This is a genomic window from Pseudomonas sp. R2-7-07 (genome assembly GCF_003852355.1).
GTDB lineage: Bacteria > Pseudomonadota > Gammaproteobacteria > Pseudomonadales > Pseudomonadaceae > Aquipseudomonas.
The window spans coordinates 495,548-517,678 of sequence record NZ_CP027759.1; the positions used below are offsets into that span (position 1 = coordinate 495,548).

A 22,131-nucleotide genomic window follows, 5' to 3' on the forward strand; every position below is an offset into this window, starting at 1 on the left:
AGGAACTGCGACCCATGACCGTGTTGAAGATGACCGACCTCGATCTGCAAGGTAAGCGCGTACTGATTCGCGAAGACCTCAACGTCCCAGTCAAGGACGGTGTTGTCACCAGCGATGCGCGAATCCTGGCCTCGCTGCCGACCATCAAGCTGGCCCTGGAAAAAGGCGCGGCCGTGATGGTCTGCTCCCACCTGGGTCGCCCGACCGAAGGTGAGTTCTCCGCCGAAAACAGCCTCAAGCCGGTGGCCGAATACCTGAGCAAGGCCCTGGGCCGCGACGTACCGTTGGTGGCTGACTACCTGGGCGGCGTTGACGTCAAGCCTGGCGAGATCGTGCTGTTCGAAAACGTGCGCTTCAACAAGGGCGAGAAAAAGAACAGCGACGAGCTGGCCCAGCAATACGCGGCGCTGTGCGACGTATTCGTGATGGACGCCTTCGGCACCGCCCACCGCGCCGAAGGCTCGACCCACGGCGTGGCCAAGTTCGCCAAGGTCGCCGCTGCCGGCCCGCTGCTGGCCGCTGAGCTGGATGCGCTGGGCAAGGCCCTGGGCGCTCCGGCACAACCGATGGCCGCCATCGTCGCCGGTTCCAAGGTCTCCACCAAGCTGGACGTACTCAACAGCCTTAGCCAGATCTGCAATCAGCTGATCGTCGGCGGCGGCATTGCCAACACCTTCCTGGCCGCAGCCGGCCACCCGGTGGGCAAGTCCCTGTACGAGCCGGACCTGCTCGACACTGCCCGCGCCATCGCCGCCAAAGTCAGCGTGCCGCTGCCGGTGGACGTGGTGGTCGCCAAGGAATTCGCCGAAAGCGCCGAAGCCACCGTCAAGCTCATCGCTGACGTGGCCGCCGACGACATGATCCTGGATATCGGCCCGCAAACCGCAGCCAACTTCGCTGAGCTGTTGAAAGCCTCCCAGACCATCCTGTGGAACGGCCCGGTCGGCGTATTCGAGTTCGACCAATTCGGCAATGGCACCAAGGTGTTGGCCAAAGCCATCGCTGAAAGCTCGGCATTCTCCATCGCGGGGGGTGGCGACACTCTGGCGGCTATCGATAAATATGGCGTTGCTGATCAGATCTCCTACATTTCTACCGGTGGCGGTGCGTTCCTCGAGTTCGTCGAGGGCAAAGTACTGCCGGCCGTTGAAGTGCTGGAAACCCGAGCCAAAGGTTAAGGCGCGCGTGATCAGGAAAAAGGAGCGTCCCATGATCAAGTCGTTGGCACTGGTGATAGCAGTGGGCCTGTTGGCTGGCTGCAGCAGCACGCCAAGCGCGGCGCCCGAGGCGGATAAAGCCACGGCACCGCTGAAAAAAAACTGCTACCAGGCCGACTGGCAAGCCGAGACCATGCCGGTGATCAACAAGCGCATGGGCAATGACCGGCTGGAGAAATACGACTCCGCGCCCAACGGTCAGGAACAGGGTTGCCCTTGACGGGTCTGATCCACTAACCCACAGCAATGGCGGCCTTGTGTCGCCCTGCGAGGATTGGCAATGAAAGGCGCTATCGCCCTGGCAACCCTGGCCTTGTTGGCCGGTTGCAGCAGCATGAACATGTTCGACAAGGCTGGGCCGGAAGGTAAATGGACGACGTGGACCTGCGACAGCAAGGCCGAGGTCAATTGGCGCTTCGCCAACCCAGCCCGCACTGAGGTGGATGTACGCCTCGGAGGTTCCGACCAGGTTTATCGCCTCAAGCAGGACGTGGCGGCTTCGGGCGTGCTGTACAGCAATGATCAGCTGGCGTTTCACACCAAGGGTGAGGAAGGCCTGATTTACTGGACGGCCACGGATGATTTGATTGGGCGCGGCTGTAAGGCCCAATAAGGTCTCGAATGTGACGAGATCCAAATGTGGGAGGGGGCTTGCCCCCGATTACGGTAGGTCAGCCAGCACACAGGTGTCTGGCAAACGCTATCGGGAGCAAGCCCCCTCCCACATTAAATCCGGTTCCAAAGTGACATAGGTTGTGAGCCGGACACTGCAATAACGATTCAGCAGCACAAGGCTCAACCCCTTGATCTGCAATAACTTGAATAGCAGCCGCCGCTACGGCAGGCTTGCACGATTAACGACCCTCGACCGGGAGAGACAACACAATGGCACTTATCAGCATGCGTCAAATGCTGGACCACGCAGCCGAGTTCGGCTACGGCGTTCCAGCCTTTAACGTCAACAACCTTGAGCAGATGCGCGCCATCATGGAAGCCGCTGACAAGACCGACTCCCCCGTGATCGTCCAGGCTTCGGCTGGTGCCCGCAAATACGCCGGTGCGCCGTTCCTGCGCCACCTGATCCTCGCGGCCATCGAAGAATTCCCGCACATCCCGGTGTGCATGCACCAGGACCACGGCACCAGCCCTGACGTGTGCCAGCGCTCGATCCAGCTGGGCTTCAGCTCGGTGATGATGGACGGCTCTCTCGGCGAGGACGGCAAGACCCCAACCGACTACGAGTACAACGTACGCGTTACCCAACAAACCGTGGCCATGGCTCACGCCTGCGGCGTATCGGTTGAAGGCGAGCTGGGCTGCCTGGGTTCCCTGGAAACCGGCATGGCCGGCGAAGAAGACGGCATCGGCGCCGAAGGCGTGCTGGATCACAGCCAGATGCTGACCGACCCGGAAGAAGCCGCCGACTTCGTCAAGAAGACCCAGGTAGATGCCCTGGCCATCGCCATCGGCACCAGCCACGGCGCCTACAAGTTCACCAAGCCACCGACCGGCGACGTGCTGGCCATCGACCGCATCAAGGAAATCCACAAACGCATCCCCAACACCCACCTGGTGATGCACGGTTCTTCCTCGGTACCGCAAGAGTGGCTGGCAATCATCAACCAGTACGGCGGCGACATCAAAGAAACCTACGGCGTACCGGTTGAAGAAATCGTCGAAGGCATCAAGTACGGCGTGCGCAAGGTCAACATCGACACTGACCTGCGTCTGGCCTCCACGGGCGCGATGCGTCGCCTGATGGCCACCAACCCGAGTGAGTTCGACCCGCGTAAATTCTTCGGCGCTACCGTGACTGCAATGCGTGATGTGTGTATTGCACGTTATGAAGCGTTTGGTACTGCGGGTAATGCTTCGAAGATCAAGCCGATCTCGTTGGAAGCGATGTACCAGCGGTATTTGAAAGGTGAGTTGAACGCTAAGGTCAATTAAGCCTCCGCGTTTAAAAGGAAGCCCGCAGTGATGCGGGCTTTTTTGTGTTTGGAATTTGATCAGGCAACGCTGGCAGCATCGAAGCCACGGTGTTCGATAACGCGGAACACGTCACTTACGTCCTGTACCAAAATACGCGCAGTGTTAGCCACGTTGTTCAGGTCGCGCTCGGCGAAGTCCGGCAGGCTGGAGCAGGCGATCAGGTTGAGGTGTTCCAATGCGACGTTGAGGCGTTCGCGCAGACAGGCGTGGAGGTCGAGCAGTGGGGCTTCGCTGTCGATAAGAAGCACAGGGTAGTCGGTGGCGGTTTCCGTGCAGGGGCTAAAACGGCGGGGTGGAAGTTGTTGGGTCATGGCTAATATTCCTCGTATCTGAAAGGACTACCGCCATTCGCTGCGAAACGAATTGGGTGGTAGCTGTGTGCGGGTTCGCAGACCGAGGATACGAGGAACCCGGCAGACCCGAAGGTCTCCCACACACAGCCACCATAAAACAGACGACGGGCGCCGAAGCGCTCATCATTGTATTCATGATGCTTGGTTACACACGTATCGTTAGGGCTGCGAAACCCTATCGCCGTTCAATGCCAGCGACGGGGCGAACTATAAGCGGCGAGTTGCCTTGCCGCAACGGTGCTGTAGGACCGGCACCGCATCCTCAGGCCAAGCAGGGCAAATGTGGGACCCGATGGCGGTGCGTCAGTCACTCCATGTGCAAGCTGATACACCGCCATCGGGAGCAAGCCCCCTCCCACAGGGGATTCAAGTGTCTGCACTTACTGGGGAATGACCCTCGCGCTCATCGGACATGGCCTACGCGCATTGAGGCCAGTCCACCTATTCATGATCAATATCCAACTTCGCAAACGTCACCTTTGCCCCTTCCTTGCTATCCCCACTGTTGTCCTGCACATACACCCCCGCCTTGAAATACAGCGGCTTGTCGGCCCAGGCTGCGCCGATGCGTTCATTCCACTCACTGTCGGCCGCGTACACGCTGAGCAGCCCGGCTTTGTTGAGGTTGATCACATAGGTGAAGGTCTTTTCCAGTGGCACATTGGAGGCAACGATGATTACCCGGCTTTCAGATTCGTCCGGGCGCATGCGCACTTTGGCGACGATGTTGCCGGTCTGGGTTTTTTCCTTGAATTGGTACTCCAGTTTGATCAGCGGTTTCTGACTGTCGTAGGCGTGGATCTGGCCGATCACAACCTTGCCGGTGGACGGTACCTGGTTGACGGTGAGCGTGGCGCGCAGGAAGTTATCGGCTTCGGGGTAGGTCCAGTTGCGCAAGCGCCCGTCGGCGTAGGTTTCGCGCAGTTCGCTGCGCGGGTAGATGGCGTTTTCCGTGCGGGTGCCGGTGACAGGGGTCCAGAACTGCACATCGCTGCCTTCGGCCTGGAAATACTGGTCATTGAAGCCGGTGAGCAGCTTCGGGGTTTCGATGGTCGTGGGCGGGGAGCCGACCGGAATGCTCAGGTTCCAGGTGGAAAGGTCGATCATGGTGTTGGCCTTTTACGAGGGGTGAAAGCTTTAGCCCGAGGGCTGCACAGGTTCTTTATAGGTGGTGTTAACCAAGTTGTTAACACTGACTGGCAATTTATTGGCGTCAGAGGAATGCCAAAAAGCCATGTTGCCCATGGTACGCGGGCTACAGAGCCTGACCGTTAGTCGGCTGCCTCGGCTTTGGCGCAATGATGGCATCGACGTTACTTCTGCTTTTTTATAACCGGGGCTAGAGTGAGGCCTCATTATTTGTCCGGTTTAAAGTACCCGAAGTGACCGGTGCAGTTCCTTAAGGAAGAGACGTAGCATGGATTGCGCTCCAAACCTCGGCGACGGCAGTTCAGTTCTCTTGGTGGTCGATGACTACCCGGAAAATCTCGTCAGCATGCGTGCAGTGTTGCAGCGCGAAGACTGGCGAATCATTACCGCCGCTTCCGGTATGGAGGCCCTGGAATTGCTACTGGTCCACGACGTCGATCTGGTATTGCTGGATGTGCGCATGCCCGGTATGGATGGCTTCGAGGTGGCACGCCTGATGCGGGGCAGCCAGCGTACGAGCATGACGCCGATCATCTTTCTCACCGCCGATGCACAGTCGCCCGACGCGGTGCTCAAAGGCTATGCCAGCGGTGCGATCGACTATCTGTTCAAGCCCTTCGACCCGCATATCCTCAAGCCCAAGGTGCAGGCGCTGTTGGAGCATCAGCATAATCGCCGCGCCCTGCAGCGGTTGAGCCATGACCTGGAGGCCGCTCGCGCCTTCAATGCCTCGGTGTTGGACAACGCCGCCGAAGGCATTCTGGTGGTGGGCGAGGGCAGCGTGATTGAGTATGCCAACCCTGCGATCTCCAGGCTGCTCAACGCCACGATGGCGGAGTTGCAAGGCGAGAGTTTCTTGAGCTTCCTGCAAAAACCCCATGTGCCGGCCTGGTTGGGGTTCCCGATGTACGAGGCCTATCGCAAAGGCGAAACGTGGCGCTTGCACGATGCCATCTTGCGCACCAGCCGTGGTCAACAGGTGCCGGTGGCGTTGTCCTGCGCGCCCTTGCCCGCAGAGCAGAAGGCGATGGTGGTGACGGTGCTGGACATGTCCGAGGTGCGTCACTTGCACCAGCAACTGGAGTTCCAGGCGGTGACCGACCCGTTGACCGGGCTGCTGAATCGTCGCGGCTTCTACCAGACAGTGGGCAACATGTTGTCGCGCAGCGAGCGCAATGAGCAGTCGCTGGTATTGCTGTACCTGGATCTGGATGGCTTCAAACGAGTCAACGACACCTTGGGCCACGACGCCGGTGATCGCGTGCTGCGCTGGGTTTCCGAGCAGATGCAGGCGTGCCTGCGCTCCTACGACATTCTGGGACGCATGGGCGGGGATGAATTCACTGCCTTGCTGGAGCTGGAGTTCCCGGAGCAGGCGGCGAAGATTGCGGAAAAACTGATCGAACGGGTGTCGGTGTGCCAGCAGGTCGACGGTCTGGAGGTGATGCTTGGGGTCAGCATCGGTATTGCGACGTTTCCCGACTGTGGCTCGGACCTGAGCGGTTTGTTGCGCGCGGCGGACATCGCCATGTACGAAGCCAAGCGCGCCGGCCGTCAGCAGTATCGCTATTACGACCAGGAAATGAACGGCCGAGCCCGTTCACGCCTGATGCTGGAAGACAGTGTGCGCACCGCGATTCAAAACAAGGAATTCACCTTGGTGTACCAGCCGCAGGTGTCGCTGGAGGACGGGCGCTTGCGCGGTGTCGAGGCGTTGCTGCGCTGGCAGCACCCGAGCGTCGGCGATGTGTCGCCGGGTCTGTTTTTGCCGTTGCTGGAAGAGGCGCGCTTGATCAGCCAGTTGAGCACTTGGATTTACCAGCAAGTCGCCGCCCAACGCCAGGCCTGGCAAGCGGCGTTCGATGAAGAGCTGGTGCTGAGCGTGAGCCTGAGCAGCAGCCAGTTCAATATGCCCAACCTGGCCAGTCAACTGCGCCAGGTCCTCGAAAGGCACGGGTTACAGGGGCGGCAGTTGGAAGTGGAAATCAGTGAAGACTGCCTGATGAGTAACCTTGAGGAATCGACCAAGCAGCTCAAGCTGTTGCGTGGGCTTGGGGTGCGTATCGCCCTGGATGACTTTGGCTCAGGACGTTGTTCCCTGGCGCATTTGCGCGACCTGGCGTTCGACACCCTCAAGCTGGACCCGCAATTGGTGGCCCGCCTGCCAGGCTCGGCACGGGATGCAGCGATGGCGCGCAGCATCATCGAGCTGTGCGGGCATTTCGATGTTTTGGTGATCGCCGAGGGCGTGGAAACCCTTGAGCAGTCGCAGTGGCTCAAGGCCCATGGCTGCTCGTTCATCCAGGGCACCTGGGCGGCGGCGCCGCTGATGGCCGAGGACGTTGTCGGTTGGTCGCACCCTCACGCGCTTTGAATTCGCTACACTGGCGCCCGTCCGAACCACGTTGCAGACCCCATGACCGCGTTGAAATACCTCCAGGCCTATCCCGCTGCCCTTCAGGAGCAAGTTCGCCAGCTGATCGCCAAGGACCGGTTGGGTGCCTACCTGGAGCAGCGTTATCCCGAGCGGCACGCCGTGCAGAGCGACAAGGCCCTGTACAGCTACGCCCTGGCCTTGAAGCAGGAACACCTGCGCAATGCGCCGTCGATCGACAAGGTGCTGTTCGATAACCGCCTGGACCTGACCCACCGCGCCCTGGGCCTGCACACCACGATTTCCCGGTTGCAGGGTGGCAATCTCAAGTCCAAGAAGGAGATCCGCATCGCCTCGCTGTTCAAGGAAGCGGCTCCCGAGTTCCTGCGCATGATCGTGGTGCACGAGCTGGCGCACTTCAAGGAATCGGACCACAACAAGGCGTTCTACAAACTCTGTGAATACATGATGCCCGGCTACCACCAGGTGGAATTCGACCTGCGGGTGTACCTCACCTGGCGCGATCTGCAGGGCAAGCCCTAATCACAAGGCGATTGACCATGGATGTGAGCAAGACCAAGAGCAGCTTCTACCGCCGCCTGTATGTGGCGTACCTGATCGACAGCGGCCTGGCCAGCAGCGTCCCCGCCCTGACCGATGCCACTGGCATGCCCCGGCGCACGGCGCAGGACACGATTGCGGCGTTGGCCGATCTGGATATTGTGTGCGAATTCGAGCAGGAGGATGGCGCCCGTAACCATGCCGGGCGTTATCGGATTCGTGATTGGGGGGCGATTGATCGACGGTGGATCGAGGGGAATCTGGTGTCGATCAAGCGGGTATTGGGTTATCCCTGAAGGCTTGCAGTGCCTGGCCTGACGCTATCGGGGGCAAGCCCCCTCCCACACTTGATTTGTGAATACATTCAAATGTGGGAGGGGGCTTGCCCCCGATGAGGCCCTCAAACCCGTCGCATCCCGATATGTGGAATATCGTCTTCCAGGTATTCCTCTCCCGCCACCACAAACCCGTACCGTCCGTAATACCCCTGCAAGTGCGCCTGGGCTGACAGAAAAATCGGTGTCTCGGGCCAGATATCCTCGATCTGCTTGAGGGCTTTTTCCATCATCAAATGCCCCAGCCCGGTGCCGCGTGCCGATGGTGCGACGATCACTCGACCGATCACCACATCGCCGCCCTGGGTCTCTGGGTCCAGCAGCCGCAGGTAGGCCACCAGCTCATTGTCGTTCCAGGCCATCAAGTGGTGGGTATCGCCTGACAGGTCCTGCCCGTCAATGTCCTGGTAAACGCATTTCTGTTCAACGACGAACACCTCGCCGCGCAGGCGCAGGATGGCGTAAAGCTGTTCCTTGCCCAGATCGTCGTGATGTTTGCAGACCCAATCAACCGTCATGATGTGCGCTCTTGTCAAAGGCTTGGCAGGGATAGTAAGCGCGACCGGCGCTGCTGTCTAAAACCGACTATTTTGTGAATGGCGTCAATTTGCCATCATTCAGTGCATGCACGGCCGACTTCTTTGTGTAATAAGCAATGCACGCTCATTGATGAGCTACTGTTATCAGGCCATCGCCTGCCCGCCAAGGATTTTAAGCATGCCGCGATTGTCTCGTGCCGTTGCTTTGATTGCAGTGTTGCTGCTGGCTCAACCGGTGGTGGCGCAGCGTCTGCGCCTGGTGGCGGATGGTTGGCCACCGTTCACCGATGTCACCCTGGTCAACGGCGGGCTGGCCACGGATATCGTCAGCACCGCGCTGGCTCGGGCGGGGTACGCCAGTGATTTTGAGCAGGTGCCTTGGGCGCGCGCGCTGAAGGGTGTAGGCGATGGGCGCTACGACGTGCTGATCAACGCGTGGTACGACGATGCCCGCACGCAGCTGGGGCAGTTTTCCGAGCAATACTTGGTCAACCGTGTGCGTTTTATCAAGCGTCGCGACGACGCTATCGATTATCAGAACCTGGAACAGTTGCACGACGAAAGCATCGCCGTGGTGCGCGGTTATGCCTATTCGGCGGCGTTCGACCAGGATGCGCTGTTACAGAAAGTCCCGGTGCATAACTTTGCCATGGCCGTGCGCATGCTGGCGGCGGGCCGTGTGCGGCTGACCCTGGAAGACGAGTACGTGGCGCGTTACTACCTGGCGCGGGAGTCGCCGAGGGTGCGCAATGCCGTGGAGTTCCTGGGCAAGCCGCTGAGCGAGAACAGCCTGCATATTCTGGTCAGCCTGAAGAACCCCGAGCATGCGCAGATCGTGGCCGGCTTTGATCGGGAAATTGCCAGGATGAAGGCGGATGGCAGTTATGCCAGGTTGATGAAGGCGCATGGGATGTAGTGCCTGTGAGGGCCTCATCGGGGGCAAGCCCCCTCCCACACTTTTGATTTGTGAACACAGTCAAAATGTGGGAGGGGGCTTGCCCCCGATGGCGTTCTAAGCCGCGCGGGTATCCTTGATCAGATGCGCCGCCAACGTCCGCAACGGCCCCAGCTGCCGACAGATCAACGCCAACTGCGTTTGCACCAGCCGCTGGCCTTCGTCGATCTCATCCGGCATCTGCTCAAGCTGCGCCGCCAGTGCTTCCTCCTCATCACTCTGAATCGCAATCGGCTGTTTATTCGCCAGCCCACTGGCGATCTCGTCGATGCTCAACGCCAGGGCGTGCCCGGCACCGTCGATCAACTGCTCCCGCACCTCGGCCGGCAGCTGGGTGTCGCGGTGTGCGCCAAGGCCCGACAAGTAGCTGAGCAGGGTGTGCGACAGCACCAGGAACCTGAAGCCCACATCCGCTTCCTTACGGAAATGCCCCGGCTCCATCAGCATGTTCGCCAGGGTGGTGGACAGCGCCGCATCGGCGTTGTGCGCGTTGCGACGGGCCAGGCGGTAGGCCAGGTCGTCGCTCTTGCCAGCGGCATACTGCTGCATGATCTGGCGCAGGTAGATGCTGTTGCAGGTCAGGGTATTGGCCAGCACTTTGTTCAGGCGCCGGCCTTGCCAGTCCGGCAGGAACAGGAACACCGCCAGGCCCGCGATCAGGCTGCCGAGCAGGGTATCGAACAGGCGTGGCAGGAACAGTCCGTAGCCATCGCCCACTTGGTTGAAGCAGAACAGCACCATCAGGGTGATCGCTGCCGTGGCCAGGGTGTAGCGCGTGGTGCGGTTGATAAAGAACACCAGGCCGGCAGCGATGGCGAACATCGACTGCACCACCGGGCTGGGGAACAGGTCGAACAGCGCCCAGGCCACCGTGAGGCCGATGGCGGTGCCGATGATCCGCTGGCCGAGCTTGCGTCGCGTCGCGCCGTAGTTCGGTTGGCAAACAAATAGCGTGGTGAGGATGATCCAGTAGCCTTGGGACGCGTGGATGGCATGCAGCGTGGCGTAGCCGACGGTCAGTGCCAGGGACAGGCGCAGGGCGTGGCGAAACAGCAGCGAGGTCGGCGTGAGCTGGGTGCGCAGGCGCGTCCACATTTCCTTGAGGTTGCGCGGGGCGCGGTCCAACAGGTTGCTGTCGGTGGCGTCGGCCAGGGCATCGGGGTTGCTCGCGTCGCCGAGCAGGCGGTCGAGGGTGGACAAGTTGGCGGCCAGGGCGCGCAACGAGCGCAGCAAGCCGCGCCAGGCCGGGTTGCTCTGGATGCGCAGGTGTTCCAGGGAGGCGTTCAAATCGCCCAGGGCTTCGGCGAAGCTGTCGTCATAAATGAACGGCTGGCGCAGCTGGATCGACTCGGCCAGGGCCTGGCACGCCTTGCCTTGCTGGCGCAGCAGGCGTTGGCAGCGGAACAGCACGTCGCTGTGGAAGAAGGCTTCGGCCAGGGCGTTATACGGATAGTGGGACGAACTGGCGCGCTCGTGGATGTCTTGCGCCAGGAAGTACAGCTTCAGGTACCGGCTGACCTTCGAGCCCGGGCGGCCATTGCCGACGCGGTGCAGGATAATTTCCTTGGCGGCGTTCAAGGCGGCGACGACCCGGCCATTCTGCTGGGCCAATTCCAGGCGTCGCGCCTCTACGTCAAGCTGGCGAATCGGTTCGAACAGCGACGACTTGAGCTTGAGGTAACGCCCCAGCTCGCGGAACAACCGCGCCAGGCTCTGCTGCACCGGCTGGTTGGAAAACAGCGCCTGCCACAGCACCGACAGCACGCCGTACCAGGCCGCGCCCGCCACCAGCAGCAGCGGCTCGTGCCAGAAATCACTGACGGCACCGCCACGCTGGTCCACGCCGATCATGGTGTAGACCGACAGAATCAACGTGGCCGAGGCAATCGCGCCATAGCGTTCGCCGAGCGCGCCGAGCATGGTCAGGCCGAACGTGGCCAGGGCCAGGGAGGCCGCGAAAATCCAGGGGTAAGGGAACAGCAGTTCCACCGACAGCGCCGCGATGCTGAAGCACACCAACGTCACCGCCAGGGCGTTGAGGCGGCCTTGCCAACTGTCATCGGTCTCGGCCAGGGCGCTGGCGATAATCCCCAGGAACAGCGGGATCAACAGCGTCATTTCATCCTGATACCAGCACAGCGCCATGCTGCCGGTGAGGGCGATGAATACCCGAATGCTGTAGCTGAATTTATCCAGTGCCCACAGGCGCCGCAGGGACTGCTTGAACGAGGTCGATGACATGAAGTCGGGAGTCTTCCGGGACGATGCCGCTAAATTGAGCTATCAAGGACGCCACGGCAAGGGTGGTGATCACATCCACCCGCAAAATATTTCCCTGGCTCACCACAGACCAAATGTGGGAGGGGGCTTGCCCCCGATAGCAGTGGACCAGTCAACTCATCAGGTGACTGACACATTGCTATCGGGAGCAAGCCCCCTCCCACATTTTTTACCGTGTTGAGTCAGACGTACTGCGCAGCCGCATAGCCTGATGCCCAGGCCCACTGGAAGTTGAACCCGCCCAAGTGCCCGGTTACATCCAGCACTTCACCGATAAAGTACAACCCTGGGCTTTTCAGCGACTCCATGGTCTTGGAGGACACTTCCCGCGTGTCCACCCCGCCCAATGTTACCTCGGCGGTGCGATAGCCCTCCGTGCCCGCCGGTACCAACTGCCAGCTGCCGAGCATCGAAGCGATGTCGGCGATTTCGGCATGGGTGTACTGCTTCATCGGCTTGGACGCGAACCAGGTCTCCGCCAGCAGATTAGCCATCTTCTTGGTGAAAATCTCGCCCAGCAGGGTTTTCAGCTCGCTGTTGGGGCGCTCGGCCTGTTGCTGTTGCAGCCAGGTGTGGGCGTCGTGGTCGGGCAGCAGGTTGATTTCCACGGTGTCGCCGGATTCCCAGTAGGAGGAAATCTGCAGGATCGCCGGCCCGCTCAGACCGCGATGGGTAAACAGAATATTTTCGCGAAAGCTCTGGCCGTTGCAGCTGACCAGGCAGTCCACCGAGGTGCCCGACAGCTCGCCGCACAAGTCCTTGAGCTGATCGGTGATGGTGAACGGCACCAGTCCCGCGCGGGTCGGCAGCAGCTCATGGCCAAATTGCCTGGCCACTTGATAACCGAAGCCGGTGGCGCCGAGGGTCGGGATCGACAGGCCGCCCGTGGCGATCACCAAGGACTCGCAGCGCAGTTCGCCCAGGGTGGTCTGCAACTGGTAGCCGTTGTCGACCTTGGCGATGGCTTCAATCGAGGTGTCCAGGTGCAGGTTCACGCCGGCCTGGATGCATTCGTCGAGCAGCATGCCGAGGATGTCGCTGGACTTGTTGTCGCAGAACAGCTGGCCGAGTTTCTTTTCGTGATACGGCACGCCGTGCTTGGCTACCAGCCCGATGAAATCCCACTGGGTATAGCGCGCCAGTGCCGATTTGCAGAAGTGCGCGTTGTGCGAGAGGAAGTTGGCCGGCTCGGTGTACAGGTTGGTGAAATTGCAGCGGCCACCGCCGGACATCAGGATCTTTTTGCCGGCCTTGTTCGCATGGTCGATCAGCATCACCTCGCGTCCCCGCCCGGCGGCGGTCAGCGCGCACATCAAGCCTGCGGCGCCGGCGCCAATGATCACAACTTCGGTCGAGCGCACAGCAATGTCCTCATACAAATTCTGAATTGGAATACAGTCAAATGTGGGAGGGGGCTTGCTCCCGATGGCGGTGTGTCAGTAACAGATGTACTGACTGACACACCGTAATCGGGAGCAAGCCCCCTCCCACATTGGATCTTCATTGGATCAACGGTTGTGTTACAGAATCCGCACGCGCAACGAACGGCCCTTGATCTTGCCGTCGTTCAAACGCTGCAGCGCCTGCTTGGCGATTCCGCGCTCCACGGCGACGAAGGCCTGGAAGTCAAAGATCGCGATCTTGCCGACCTGGGCCCCCGGAATGCCGGCATCGCCGGTCAGTGCGCCAAGGATGTCGCCTGGGCGAACCTTGTCTTTACGCCCAGCGGCGATGCACAGGGTGCTCATCTGCGGCAGCAGCGGGCCGCCGCTCTGCGGCTTGAGGTTGTCCAGCTGGTCCCAGTTCAAGGGCGACTTTTGCAACTGCTCGATGGCTTGGGCACGGTGCGCTTCGGACGGCGCCACCAGGCTGATGGCGATGCCGGTCTCACCCGCGCGACCGGTACGGCCGACACGGTGGATATGGATTTCCGAGTCGCGGGCCAGTTCGACGTTGATCACCATGTCCAGTGCGTCGATGTCCAGGCCACGGGCGGCCACGTCGGTGGCTACCAGGACCGAGGTGCTGCGGTTGGCGAACATGGCCAGCACCTGGTCGCGGTCACGCTGCTCCAGGTCGCCATGCAGGCCAACGGCGGAGATGCCCTTGGCGGTCAGGTGGTCGACGGTTTCCTGCACTTGCTGCTTGGTAAAGCAGAACGCCACGCACGAAGCCGGGCGGAAATGCGCCAGCACCTTGGTCACGGCGTCCATGCGCTCTTCCGGCGAGATCTCGTAGAAACGCTGCTCGATCTGGTCGTCGGAGTGGAAGGCTTCGGCTTTCACCTGTTGTGGCGCGCGCATGAACTTGGAGGCCAGCTGCTTGATGCTCACCGGGTAGGTGGCCGAGAACAGCAGGGTCTGGCGGCGCGGCGGGGTCTTGCTGATGATGTCTTCGATGGCGTCGTAGAAACCCATGTCGAGCATGCGGTCGGCTTCATCGAGGATCAGCGTGTTCAACCCGTCCAGTACCAGCGAACCTTTGCGCAAGTGCTGCTGGATACGCCCCGGGGTGCCGACGATCACGTGGGCACCGTGCTCAAGGGAGGCGATCTGTGGGCCGAGGGACACGCCACCGCACAGGGTCAGCACCTTGATGTTGTCTTCGGCGCGGGCCAGGCGACGGATTTCCTTGGCAACCTGGTCGGCCAGCTCGCGCGTCGGGCACATCACCAGGGCCTGGCAACCGAAGTAGCGCGGGTTGATCGGGTTCAGCAGGCCAATACCGAAGGCGGCGGTCTTGCCGCTGCCGGTCTTGGCCTGGGCGATCAGGTCCAGCCCCTTGAGGATCACCGGCAAGCTCTGCGCCTGGATCTGCGTCATCTCGACATAACCCAGCGAGTCGAGGTTAGCCAGCATGGCGGCGGACAGGGGCAAAGTATTAAAAGCGGTGGCGATGGTGGTCACGGGACTGGCTCTGCAAAACAAAATGTCGCGCAGTGTACCAGTCTCGTGGGAATTTCCCCGCAAGTTCTAGACGAGCCGCCGTTCAATGCTCCAGGTCGTGCTCGCGGCTGACCACGCGTTTGCCATCTTTTGGCGACAATTGCAGGAAGATCGCCGCCGCCAGCATGGCCATGATGCCCACCGTGAGGAACGTCAGCTGGAACGCGCCCAGTACCGTGTTCACCCCATCGTTGCCGGTCTCCAAGGTAAACCCGCCGAGCAGCGCACCGGCGCAGGCCACGCCCAGGCTCAGGGACAGTTGCGCCACCACCGACAGCAAACTGTTGCCGCTGCTGGCCTGGGCGTCGTCGAGGTCGATCAGCGTCACGGTGTTCATCGCGGTGAATTGCAGGGAGTTGATCGCGCCCAGCACCGCGAGCATGCCCAGCAGCACGGGATAGGGCGTCTGCTCGCTGACCAGGCCCATGCTCGCCAGCATCGCGCCCAGGGCCAGGGTATTGCCGGTGAGCACCACGCGATAACCCAGGCGCTCGATCAGCGGCCGGGCGATGGACTTGGCAAACATCGCCGCCGCCGCGAGCGGCAGCATGCTCATGCCGGCTTCCGACGGCGAATAACCCAGCGCCACCTGCAGCAGCAAGGGCACCAGAAACGGCAGGGCGCCGCTGCCCAGGCGTGCGAACAGGTTGCCGAGGATGCCCACGGCAAAGGTGCGGGTCTTGAACAGCACCGGGGAGAACAGCGGATTATCGACATGCCCGGCGCGCAGCCAATATGCCGCCAGGCACGCCAGGCCACCGAACAGCAGCAACATCACCCGCAGGTGCGGCAAGTGCAGTTCGCCCAGGCCTTCCATGGCGATGGTGATCAGCACCATCGCCGCGCCGAACAGCACAAAACCCAGGCCATCGAAGCGCGTGCGCTCGCTGCCGCGCAGGTCGGGAATGAATTTCCACACGGCATAGCAGCCGATCATGCCCACCGGCAGGTTGAGCAGGAAGATCCAGTGCCAGGTCAGGTATTGCACCATCCAGCCGCCCAGGGTCGGGCCGAGCAACGGGCCGAGCAGGCCGGGGATCGTGATGAAACCCATGATCCGCACCAGCTCGGAACGGGGATAGGCGCGCAGTACCACCAGGCGCCCGACCGGCAGCATCAGCGCCCCGCCCAAACCCTGGATCACCCGCGCACCCACCAGCATGCTCAAGCTGCTGGACAGCGCGCACAGCAATGATCCGATGCTGAATAGCAAAATGGCGCCGAAGAAGATTTTCTTGGTACCGAAGCGATCGGCGATCCAGCCGGATGCCGGGATCAGCAAGGCGACGGTGAGCATGTAGGCAATGACTACGCCCTGCATGCGCAGCGGGTTTTCCGCCAGGTCCCGGGCCATGGCCGGCAAAGCCGTGTTGAGGATCGTCCCGTCCAGCGACTGCATGAAGAAGGCAATCGCTACCACCCAGGGGAGCCAGCGGGCGGTCTTGGCGTCGAGAGGGGCACGATTCGGCATGGGATCCCTTTTGTTAGCAGGCTATGTGTCGGCGATTATGCGCCATCCGTCGCTGCTTTTCCCACTGGCGGTTCGTCTAAGTCCGACAAGGCCGCGTGTTCGCCGACCAAAAAATCCAGCAAGGCGCGGTGCACTGCCAGTGCCGCCTCGCGGGATTCCAGGTCGAGCAAATGGCCAGTATGTTCGGCCACGGCGAAACTGCTGCGCCTCACGTAACTGCCGAACAGTTGTGCATCGGCGGCGGGGGTGTATTCGTCCAGCGTACCGTTGAGAAAGTGCACCGGCGTTTCAATCTGCCTGAGCGCCGGCAGGTAGTTGCCGTCGCCCAATGCCAGCACCTGATGAATATGAAAGCGTGCCTGGCGATACTCGGTGGTGGCCATGTTCGCCAGATGGCGATGGTTGTTGCGCTTGAGGCGGGGCGACAAGTATTTCCCGACCGTCTCGTTGAGCAGATGGCCGACGGCGGATTTGTCATCGGCCTCGATCAACACGCGTACGCGCTCCACATACTCGAGCATCGCCTGGTTGAGGTTCGGCGCCAGGGCCATCACCACCGAGCTTTCGATGGAGGGCGGGTTATGGGCCAGGGTCAGCAGCGTGGAGATGCCACCCCACGAGGCCGAGACCAGATGGTTGACCGCAAAGCGCTGCACCAGCGCCCGTAGGATCTGCACTTCGTCATCTTTGGTGACCAGGTCGAGGTCGGTGTTGTGCTCGCGGGAATAGCCGGAGAAGGGCAGGTCGAACAGCAGCACATTGAAATGCTCGGCCAGGCATTTGCAGGTGCGGGCAAAGGAGCGCGTGGTGGACAGGGCGCCATTGACCATCAGCACGGTTTTTCTGTGTGGGTCGTTGCCCAGTTGCTCTACGTGGACGTTGTAGTGCTTGTACAGCTTGTCTATGACAAAACTTGCCTGGGTCATCGCAACACTCCCTGTCGTGTGGCGGTATGCCATTAGCTTTTATAACGGGGTTTTTTGCGGGCGACAACAGGCTGCCCGGAGTATGGGATTGAACGGTAGGAAGGGGCTCAGCGAAGTGTCCGAAATCAACACAGGACAATGTGGGAGGGGGCTTGCCCCCGATAGCGGTGTGCCAGTCGATAAATACTTGGCTGACCCACCGTCATCGGGGGCAAGCCCCCTCCCACAGGGGATTTCCTTGGTTTACAAGGTCAGTGTCAGGCGTTTGACCAGTGCGCCGGGAAGCAAATTGGATGAAGTGTTGCGCTGGCCATACGTACTCGCCGACAGCAGCAGTTCCCGATCCACAGTCAGCGCTTCCAACTGCGAGCCCAGCAGGCTGAACACGCTGTCGTCAAAGCGCATGGTGCTGACCGGCGCCTTGATCTCGCCGTCTTCCACCCAGAACGTGGCGAAGCGGGTCATTCCGGTCAGGCGCGCCGCCGGCAGGTCGGAGTAGTTCAGGTACCACAGGTTGCTGATGTACAACCCGGTGCCCAACTGCTTGAGGATATCGGCCTGGGCCAGGTTACCGGCGGCCATTTGCAAGGCGCTGGGGGACTCGTCGCTGCTGGCGCCATTGGCGCTCAGGCCATACTCGGCGGCGCTGCGCGAGTTGACCAATTGGCCGTCGGCCTGGCCGGCGTTGATCAACGTGACGTCGCTGCGCGGGTAGCCTTCGGTGGAAAATGCCTGGCTCAGCGAACCGCTGATCTGCTCGGTCACCGTCACCAGCGGGCTCAGGTGTTGTTCGCCGGCATACAGGCGTTGCAGCGAACTGCCCTTGCTGGCGATGGCCTGCGCGGAAAAACCGCCCCAGGTAATGATGCTGATGATTTCTTCCAGCGCCGCCGGAGCGAGGTAGGCGCGGTATTGTCCGGGTGCCAGCGGGTGCAACGGTCGGCCGAGGAATTCAAGCTGGTCGCGGGCCTGTTGGACGCGCCGGGCGAACTCGGCACTGTCCCAGGTGTGCCCGGCGTAGCTGGCCTTGACCGCTTCGCCATTGGCATGGAACAGACTGAAGTCGAAGTTGAAGCTGTTGGCCTGGTGCCAGCCGAACGCGCCGTCGGAGCTGGCAAAGCCACGGCTGATCGGGCCAGCGGCATAGAAGCCGACCAGGTCCACGCCTTCGGCGGCCTGGCTGATGTCGTGCAGCACCTGGGTCAGTTCCGGCAAGGGTCGCAGTTGTTCGTTGTGGCTTCGCCAGGCGTTGTGGTTCAGCAGCAGGTAGGGGTCTGGCGGCAGCAACGGCAAGGTTTCACGCAATTGCTGCAGGCCTGTGGCGAGGCGTTGGCGGTCCAATTGCGGATCACCCGCCAAGGTGATGCCGAGGTCGGCATGGCGACCGGCGTTGATCAGCTTGAGGTTGAGGCTGGCCTGCTGCACCTGGCCGGCCTGGCGTACCTGGGCGTGGTTGAAACGCACGAACTCGGACGCTTCAGCGGCAAAGCCGAGGTGAAACTGTTCCTGCTCGGTGATGGCCTGTTTGAGCCAGTCCACCAGTGCCTTGAAGTCGTTCATCAGGCATCTCCCCCAAATACGTCGACGTTACTGAACACACACGCCGGCGAAGCATGGCCGACGCGGATCACCTGGTTGGGTTCGCCTTTGCCGCAGTTCGGTGTGCCCAGCACCTTGAAGGTGCTGGCATCGCCGACCGCGCTGAGCTTGCGCCAGAACTGCGCGGAAATGGCGCGGTAGTTGGGATTCTTGACCACGCCCTTGAGCTCGCCGTTTTCGATCAGTTGGCCCCATTCGCAGCCGAACTGGAATTTATTGCGCGCGTCGTCGATGGACCAGGAGCGATTGGTCGACATCAGGATGCCGTGTTCGATACCGCCAATCAGTTGGGCCAGGCTCTGGTCGCCTGCCTCGATATTGAGGTTGGCCATGCGGTCGATCGGCGGGCGATTCCAACTGCTGGCACGGCTGTTGGCCACACCGCCCAGCCCCGCGCGAAATTGCGACAGCGCGCCGCCCAACGGCTTGAGCAGCAGCCCTTCGCGAATCAGGAACTGTTTGCTGGCGCGGCTGCCGTCATCGTCATGGCTGTAGCTGGCGAGCTGTTCGGGGATGTCCGGGTCGAACGTCACGTTGAGCAGGTTGGAGCCGTATTGCAGATGGCCGAAGTCGCTGGCCTTCACGAAGCTGGTGCCGGCGTAGTTGCGCTCATCGCCGAGAATGCGGTCCAGTTCCAGTGGGTGGCCGATGGACTCGTGGATCTGCAGGATCATCTGGTCGGGCATCAGCAACAAGTCACGCGGACCCTGGGGCGTGTTCGGTGCCAGCAGCAGTTGCAGGGCCTCATCGGCCACACGCGGCGCGGCGCCGATCAGGCCGAAGCGGCTGATCACGTCAAAACCGCCTTGCTGGCCGAAGTTGCTGCCGCCAAGGGTGCGGGTCTGGCTGTCGCTGCCATCGAAGGCGGTGACATTGACGCCGGGAAACACAAAGCGCTGGGCCTGGCGCAATTGCGCGCCAGCGGTGTTGAGGTAGATCTGTTCGACCGTGGTCTGGCCGAGGCTGACGTCCCAGCTCACCAGGCGCTCATCCCTGGGCACGGCGGCCGACTCATCGCCGAGCAGTTGGTAGCAGTCGCTCAGGGACGGGAAGGGCTGGTCGAAGTCGGGAGACAGGTAGTCGGCAACGTCACTCGAGACCGCTTGCTCGCGCAGGTCGAGCAGCGCGTGGGGCTTGATCCGCCGGGCCTGCTGCTCGGCACGTTCGAGGGCGGCTTGCAGGCCGGCCAGGGACAGATCATTGGTCGCGGCGTAAGCTTCGACGCCGTTGAGACGCACGGTGAGCATGGCGCCTTCGTCATGGCTCAGGTGTGGCGGTTCGGCGACGTTCTTGCGCACCGACAGGTACCGGCCGGATTCGCGCACATAGCGCAGGGAGAAGAATTGGGCGGTGGTGTGCAGGGCACTGAAGTGTTGTTTGAGCGTGGCGTGGTGTTCGAACATGGGGCCTTCCTTGTGGGCAGCTCAGCGCGGGGCAGGCCAACAGAGTAGGCCGGGGCTGGGGGGCTGATCAAGGAGGGGGAGGTGATCGTTCCCACGCTCCGCGTGGGAATGCATCCTGTGACGCTCCGCGTCACGACCTCAAGAGCAGACGCAGAGCGTCCAGGGCGGCATTCCCACGCGGAGCGTGGGAACGATCGGTTGGCGGTGTATCAGTTATTGCGCAGTGGCCCCACTTCACGCAGCGGCTTGCCACGCACCGGCGCATCGCCTGCCACGTAGTAGTCGGCGGTGCTGCGCGGCAGCGGCTGGCGGCCACGGATCTTGTCGGCGATTTTCTCGGCGATCATGATCGTCGGGGCGTTCAGGTTGCCGGTGGTGATGATCGGCATGATCGACGCGTCCACCACACGCAGGCCCTGCATGCCATGCACGCGACCCTCGCCATCGACCACCGCCATCTCGTCGGTGCCCATCTTGCACGAGCAGGACGGGTGGAACGCGGTCTCGGCGTGCTCGCGGATGAACTGGTCGAGCTGTTCATCGGTTTGCACCTCGATACCCGGGCTGATTTCGCGGCCACGGTATGGGTCCAGCGCCGGCTGCTGCATGATTTCACGGGTCAGGCGGATGCCGTCGCGAAATTCCTGCCAGTCCTGCTCGGTGGCCATGTAGTTGAAGAGGATGCTCGGGTAGTCCCGTGGGTTCTTCGACTTCAACTGCACACGGCCACGGCTCGGCGAACGCATGGAGCCCATGTGTGCCTGGAAACCGTGCTCTTTCACCCCGTTGCTGCCGTTGTAGTTAATCGCGACCGGCAGGAAGTGGTACTGGATGTTCGGCCATTCGAATTCCGGACGCGAACGGATAAAACCGCCGGCTTCGAACTGGTTGCTGGCGCCAATGCCCGTGCCGTTGAACAGCCACTCGGCACCGATGGCCGGCTGGTTGTACCAAAGCAGCGAGGGGTACAGCGACACCGGCTGAGTGCACGCATATTGCAGGTACAGCTCAAGGTGGTCCTGCAGGTTTTCGCCGACGCCTGGCAGGTCGTGGACCACCGGGATGTCGAGGCTTTCCAGCAGTTTGGCCGGGCCGACGCCGGAGCGTTGCAGCAGCTGCGGCGAAGCGATCGCGCCGCTGCAGACCAGCACTTCTTTACGCGCACGGGCTTCGACACGCTCTTCAGCAGCGCCGATCAGGTAACGCACGCCGACCGCACGCTTGCCTTCGAACAACACTTTGTCGGTGAGGGCGTGGGTAACGATGGTCAGGGTCGAACGCTTCTTGGCGACGTCCAGGTAACCGCGTGCGGTGCTGGCGCGACGGCCGTTCGGCGTGACGGTGCGGTCCATCGGGCCGAAGCCTTCTTGCTGGTAACCGTTCAAGTCTTCGGTACGCGGGTAACCGGCCTGCACGCCGGCTTCAACCATGGCGTGGAACAGCGGGTTGTTGCCGGCTTTGGGCGTGGTCACGCTGACCGGGCCTTCGCCACCGTGGTAGTCGTTGGGGCCGATGTCGCGGGTTTCGGCTTTGCGGAAATACGGCAGGCAGTCCAGGTAGGTCCAGTCTTCCAGGCCCGGCAATTTCGCCCAGTTGTCGTAGTCCATGGCGTTGCCGCGGATGTAGCACATGCCGTTGATCAGGGAAGAGCCACCCAGGCCCTTGCCGCGACCGCATTCCATCCGGCGACCGTCCATGTGTGGCTCTGGGTCGGTCTCGTAGGCCCAGTTGTAGCGACGGCCTTGCAGCGGGAACGCCAGGGCGGCGGGCATCTGGGTACGGAAGTCGAGGCGGTAGTCCGGGCCACCGGCTTCCAGCAACAGGACGGTGACGCCTTCGTCTTCGGTCAGACGGGTCGCCAGGGTGTTACCGGCAGAGCCGGCACCCACAATGATGTAGTCGTATTCTTGGGACATTGAATGCACCCTCTTTGAAGTGTGGTCAGGTCGGGCCTCATCGGGGGCAAGCCCCCTCCCACATTTGAATGTATTCACAAATCAAAGTGTGGGAGGGGGCTTGCCCCCGATGGCGG

At 61.6% G+C, this 22,131-nt stretch carries 19 protein-coding genes; 8 read left to right on the forward strand and 11 right to left on the reverse strand.

Annotated elements, in window-relative coordinates; all coding sequences use genetic code 11:
- Positions 1-14: 14 nt before the first annotated feature.
- The 4 genes from C4J86_RS02065 to fba all read left to right on the forward strand — a co-directional run bounded on the left by C4J86_RS02065 (position 15) and on the right by fba (position 3,167).
- Positions 15-1,178 carry a phosphoglycerate kinase gene (locus C4J86_RS02065; RefSeq protein ID WP_124369294.1) on the forward strand — a complete coding sequence of 388 codons (1,164 nt, stop codon included), beginning with the start codon at positions 15-17 and terminating at the stop codon, positions 1,176-1,178.
- A gap of 31 nt (positions 1,179-1,209) precedes the next feature.
- Entirely contained in the window at positions 1,210-1,437 is a 228-nt protein-coding gene (locus C4J86_RS02070; protein WP_124369295.1) for a hypothetical protein, read from the forward strand.
- Between the two features lie 60 nt (positions 1,438-1,497).
- Positions 1,498-1,830, forward strand: coding sequence for an MliC family protein (locus C4J86_RS02075; RefSeq protein ID WP_124369296.1), 333 nt, complete (start codon positions 1,498-1,500; stop codon positions 1,828-1,830).
- A gap of 272 nt (positions 1,831-2,102) precedes the next feature.
- On the forward strand, positions 2,103-3,167 hold the full coding sequence (gene fba, locus C4J86_RS02080) for a class II fructose-bisphosphate aldolase (protein ID WP_003177554.1): 1,065 nt from the start codon (positions 2,103-2,105) through the stop codon (positions 3,165-3,167).
- 59 nt (positions 3,168-3,226) lie between these two features.
- Here fba and C4J86_RS02085 read toward each other — a convergent pair whose 3' ends face one another.
- Both C4J86_RS02085 and C4J86_RS02090 read right to left on the reverse strand, forming a co-directional pair.
- Complete coding sequence (locus C4J86_RS02085) at positions 3,227-3,520, reverse strand: fructose-bisphosphate aldolase (RefSeq protein ID WP_124369297.1); 294 nt, start codon at positions 3,518-3,520, stop codon at positions 3,227-3,229.
- A gap of 483 nt (positions 3,521-4,003) precedes the next feature.
- Entirely contained in the window at positions 4,004-4,669 is a 666-nt protein-coding gene (locus tag C4J86_RS02090) for a polysaccharide lyase family 7 protein (RefSeq protein ID WP_124369298.1), read from the reverse strand.
- Between the two features lie 310 nt (positions 4,670-4,979).
- On the opposite strand from C4J86_RS02090, the gene C4J86_RS02095 reads away from it, so the two are divergent.
- The 3 genes from C4J86_RS02095 to C4J86_RS02105 are packed head-to-tail and all read left to right on the forward strand — an operon-like array spanning position 4,980 to position 7,942.
- A complete protein-coding gene (locus C4J86_RS02095) occupies positions 4,980-7,085 on the forward strand; it encodes a bifunctional diguanylate cyclase/phosphodiesterase (RefSeq protein WP_124369299.1) in 2,106 nt (701 codons plus the stop codon).
- Positions 7,086-7,127: 42 nt separating this feature from the next.
- Positions 7,128-7,628 carry a M48 family metallopeptidase gene (locus C4J86_RS02100; RefSeq protein ID WP_124369300.1) on the forward strand — a complete coding sequence of 167 codons (501 nt, stop codon included), beginning with the start codon at positions 7,128-7,130 and terminating at the stop codon, positions 7,626-7,628.
- A gap of 17 nt (positions 7,629-7,645) precedes the next feature.
- On the forward strand, positions 7,646-7,942 hold the full coding sequence (locus C4J86_RS02105; RefSeq protein ID WP_124369301.1) for a helix-turn-helix domain-containing protein: 297 nt from the start codon (positions 7,646-7,648) through the stop codon (positions 7,940-7,942).
- Between the two features lie 104 nt (positions 7,943-8,046).
- Here the strand turns inward: C4J86_RS02105 and C4J86_RS02110 are convergent, their stop codons facing one another.
- The gene (locus C4J86_RS02110; protein WP_124369302.1) at positions 8,047-8,499 is read right to left on the reverse strand and encodes a GNAT family N-acetyltransferase; all 453 of its coding nucleotides are present in this window, start codon (positions 8,497-8,499) and stop codon (positions 8,047-8,049) included.
- Between the two features lie 199 nt (positions 8,500-8,698).
- On the opposite strand from C4J86_RS02110, the gene C4J86_RS02115 reads away from it, so the two are divergent.
- Complete coding sequence (locus C4J86_RS02115; protein ID WP_124369303.1) at positions 8,699-9,436, forward strand: ABC transporter substrate-binding protein; 738 nt, start codon at positions 8,699-8,701, stop codon at positions 9,434-9,436.
- A gap of 96 nt (positions 9,437-9,532) precedes the next feature.
- On the opposite strand, the gene yccS is transcribed toward C4J86_RS02115, so the two are convergent.
- The 8 genes from yccS to betA form a co-directional block, all read right to left on the reverse strand.
- Positions 9,533-11,716 (reverse strand): YccS family putative transporter, encoded by a 2,184-nt coding sequence (gene yccS / locus C4J86_RS02120; protein WP_124369304.1) that lies wholly within the window; start codon positions 11,714-11,716, stop codon positions 9,533-9,535.
- Positions 11,717-11,937: 221 nt separating this feature from the next.
- Positions 11,938-13,116, reverse strand: a complete 1,179-nt coding sequence (locus C4J86_RS02125; protein WP_124369305.1) for an NAD(P)/FAD-dependent oxidoreductase — start codon at positions 13,114-13,116, stop codon at positions 11,938-11,940.
- A 159-nt stretch (positions 13,117-13,275) separates the two neighbouring features.
- Entirely contained in the window at positions 13,276-14,613 is a 1,338-nt protein-coding gene (gene dbpA / locus C4J86_RS02130; RefSeq protein ID WP_256681411.1) for an ATP-dependent RNA helicase DbpA, read from the reverse strand.
- 130 nt (positions 14,614-14,743) lie between these two features.
- A complete protein-coding gene (mdtD, locus tag C4J86_RS02135; protein WP_124365531.1) occupies positions 14,744-16,171 on the reverse strand; it encodes a multidrug transporter subunit MdtD in 1,428 nt (475 codons plus the stop codon).
- Between the two features lie 35 nt (positions 16,172-16,206).
- Positions 16,207-17,097 (reverse strand): alpha/beta fold hydrolase, encoded by an 891-nt coding sequence (locus tag C4J86_RS02140; RefSeq protein ID WP_124369307.1) that lies wholly within the window; start codon positions 17,095-17,097, stop codon positions 16,207-16,209.
- 243 nt (positions 17,098-17,340) lie between these two features.
- The gene (locus C4J86_RS02145; protein WP_124369308.1) at positions 17,341-18,657 is read right to left on the reverse strand and encodes a TldD/PmbA family protein; all 1,317 of its coding nucleotides are present in this window, start codon (positions 18,655-18,657) and stop codon (positions 17,341-17,343) included.
- Positions 18,657-20,099: a TldD/PmbA family protein gene (locus C4J86_RS02150; protein ID WP_124369309.1), complete on the reverse strand. Its 1,443-nt coding sequence runs from the start codon at positions 20,097-20,099 to the stop codon at positions 18,657-18,659. Before C4J86_RS02150 ends, C4J86_RS02145 begins: the two co-directional genes overlap by 1 nt.
- 209 nt (positions 20,100-20,308) lie before the next feature.
- The gene (gene betA, locus C4J86_RS02155) at positions 20,309-22,015 is read right to left on the reverse strand and encodes a choline dehydrogenase (RefSeq protein ID WP_124365535.1); all 1,707 of its coding nucleotides are present in this window, start codon (positions 22,013-22,015) and stop codon (positions 20,309-20,311) included.
- Positions 22,016-22,131 lie beyond the last annotated feature (116 nt).

Bases quoted from the DNA above. Each gene is read 5' to 3' on its own strand.
- C4J86_RS02115 (WP_124369303.1), top strand. From the start codon at position 8,699: ATGCCGCGATTGTCTCGTGCCGTTGCTTTGATTGCAGTGTTGCTGCTG.
- C4J86_RS02105 (WP_124369301.1), top strand. From the start codon at position 7,646: ATGGATGTGAGCAAGACCAAGAGCAGCTTCTACCGCCGCCTGTATGTG.
- C4J86_RS02070 (WP_124369295.1), top strand. From the start codon at position 1,210: ATGATCAAGTCGTTGGCACTGGTGATAGCAGTGGGCCTGTTGGCTGGC.
- mdtD (WP_124365531.1), bottom strand. From the start codon at position 16,171: ATGCCGAATCGTGCCCCTCTCGACGCCAAGACCGCCCGCTGGCTCCCC.
- C4J86_RS02100 (WP_124369300.1), top strand. From the start codon at position 7,128: ATGACCGCGTTGAAATACCTCCAGGCCTATCCCGCTGCCCTTCAGGAG.
- C4J86_RS02110 (WP_124369302.1), bottom strand. From the start codon at position 8,499: ATGACGGTTGATTGGGTCTGCAAACATCACGACGATCTGGGCAAGGAA.
- C4J86_RS02075 (WP_124369296.1), top strand. From the start codon at position 1,498: ATGAAAGGCGCTATCGCCCTGGCAACCCTGGCCTTGTTGGCCGGTTGC.
- C4J86_RS02150 (WP_124369309.1), bottom strand. From the start codon at position 20,099: ATGTTCGAACACCACGCCACGCTCAAACAACACTTCAGTGCCCTGCAC.
- betA (WP_124365535.1), bottom strand. From the start codon at position 22,015: ATGTCCCAAGAATACGACTACATCATTGTGGGTGCCGGCTCTGCCGGT.
- fba (WP_003177554.1), top strand. From the start codon at position 2,103: ATGGCACTTATCAGCATGCGTCAAATGCTGGACCACGCAGCCGAGTTC.
- C4J86_RS02145 (WP_124369308.1), bottom strand. From the start codon at position 18,657: ATGAACGACTTCAAGGCACTGGTGGACTGGCTCAAACAGGCCATCACC.
- C4J86_RS02095 (WP_124369299.1), top strand. From the start codon at position 4,980: ATGGATTGCGCTCCAAACCTCGGCGACGGCAGTTCAGTTCTCTTGGTG.
- C4J86_RS02140 (WP_124369307.1), bottom strand. From the start codon at position 17,097: ATGACCCAGGCAAGTTTTGTCATAGACAAGCTGTACAAGCACTACAAC.
- C4J86_RS02065 (WP_124369294.1), top strand. From the start codon at position 15: ATGACCGTGTTGAAGATGACCGACCTCGATCTGCAAGGTAAGCGCGTA.
- C4J86_RS02085 (WP_124369297.1), bottom strand. From the start codon at position 3,520: ATGACCCAACAACTTCCACCCCGCCGTTTTAGCCCCTGCACGGAAACC.
- dbpA (WP_256681411.1), bottom strand. From the start codon at position 14,613: ATGCTGGCTAACCTCGACTCGCTGGGTTATGTCGAGATGACGCAGATC.
- C4J86_RS02090 (WP_124369298.1), bottom strand. From the start codon at position 4,669: ATGATCGACCTTTCCACCTGGAACCTGAGCATTCCGGTCGGCTCCCCG.
- yccS (WP_124369304.1), bottom strand. From the start codon at position 11,716: ATGTCATCGACCTCGTTCAAGCAGTCCCTGCGGCGCCTGTGGGCACTG.